1 protein-coding gene is annotated in these 1,776 nt (G+C 66.5%); it reads right to left on the bottom strand.

The features are described from left to right. A partial coding sequence (locus D0T11_RS21655) for a hypothetical protein (protein WP_449547925.1) occupies window positions 1-1,530 on the bottom strand: 1,530 nt, incomplete at its 3' end. Between the last annotated feature and the right edge of the window lie 246 nt (window positions 1,531-1,776).

Genomic DNA, 1,776 nt, shown 5'->3' with positions numbered 1-1,776 from the left:
AGCAGGACGATAAGCAAAATGTCGCTCAGGGCGTGGGAGCAGCGACCCGCTACGCGAAAGTCCTGGACGTCGGCAAAATGGTGGTGCAAGTTCATCTGACGAAGGTACCATCCCAGCCAAAATCACCCTATTTGGTGCGGTAGCCCTATCAAAGAACACGTCCGTGTCGCTCTCGTTGGCCACGTACGCCTGCACGTAGCCCGCCGCCGGCACGAATACCCGTAAAGATAACAGCTCGTAGCCCCCACCCGCCACGGTGGCATTAGCCGCACTCGTCAGCTGCTGCGTGCGCGAGTCCACCAGGGCCGAATCGGCGTTGTAGACCAGCACCCGCACGTAGGCTTTCGGTACGCCGCCACTGAGCTGCTGCACGGCCGGCACCAGACCCAACCCCACGCTCAGCAAGGGCAACACCCGCACCTTGCGCCCCCCGTCCGGCGGAGCCGGCCCTACCGCTGGTTGCAGCAATGACGCCACGAAACTCGCCAGTGAGAAGCTCCAGTTCGCCCGCGCCGGCTGCTGATACATGCCGTACGTCACCACGTCGATGGTGTCGCCCTTCGCCACCGTGAGCTGCTTGAGCGGGCCCAGCGGCTGAGGCTGCGCCCCGCCCGCGTTGAGCAGGGCCACCCCGTCGCCCGAGTGGGCGAACTGTATCCCCACCACCCGCCGGATCGGGGCCGACACGCTCACCGAATCAAACTCCGACTGCTCCCGCCGCAGTTCGTCGGCGTTCGGCTCCAGGTAGGCGTGATACGTCTTGCGCTCCCCCGGATGAAAGGCCACCCGCAGGTTGCCCAGGTGGTCCTTCAACGTGTACTCGTACTGCACCTTCGTGCTGACCTGCCCCGCCGGGTCCCGCTTATACAGGTACAGCGCCCGCCCTTCGGCGTGGCTCAGCCACCGCAGCGAGTCCCGCTCGTACTGCCACGGCCCCACGTAGTCCGTGCGCACGGCCGCCTTGCCCGCTTCCGTGGCCCGCTTGCTCACTTTCTGGCCCGCGGCCGAGTAGGTGTACTCCAGCACGTTGCCGTTGGCCCACTCCAGCCGCTGGGGCAGGTGCAGGTAGTTGTAGCTGATCTGGGGGATGCCCTTGTTGGCGTCGCTCGTCAAACTGCCCGCCGCATCGTACGCGTAGTCCGGCTGTTGGCTACCGCTGGTAGCGCCGTCCGTAAAGTCGGGCCGCGCGGGCAGCTTGGTGCCGAAGGCCGTGGCGGCGGGGGCCAGGTCGTCCACCCGCAGCAAGCGGTTGCTGGCGGGCTCGGCGCTGCCGCCGGCCGGCTGGTAGCGGTAGCGCAGGTTGTCGGTTTCCGCGTACTGGGCCGCTGCCGTGCGCGTAGCCGCCGCCACCAGGCCCCGGCGGCGCAGCGTGAGCAGGTTGCCCCCCGCGTCATAGCTGGCCGACGAGAAGCGGTAGTTGCCCCGCTCCGCCCCCCAGCTGGCCGTGGGCGTGGGCGCGGTGCGGGCCACGAATTCGCCCTGCAACAGGCGGTTGAGCTTGTCGTAGCGGTAGCCGTAGGCCCGCTCCACCCCGTCGGAAACGGAGCGCCAGCGCTGCCCGGCGATGTTGCCGTTGTACTGCTTGTCCGTAAAGCCGTTGGCGGTGGTATAATGCGAGGTGATTCAGGTTGGCGTTAACCGACGGTTGTGCTCGTCGATGACGAGTTGGATGCGCATGTGGTGCATTTTCTCGCACCGACTGAACGAGCAGGACTTGCGCACCAACACGCCGCACTTTTGGCGCAACGAACAGTTGATGGCCTCCACGATGCTCGT

It is taken from the genome of Hymenobacter rubripertinctus (genome assembly GCF_003583925.1).
Classification (GTDB): Bacteria; Bacteroidota; Bacteroidia; order Cytophagales; family Hymenobacteraceae; genus Hymenobacter; species Hymenobacter rubripertinctus.
This window is presented reverse-complemented; position numbering and strand designations above follow the sequence as displayed.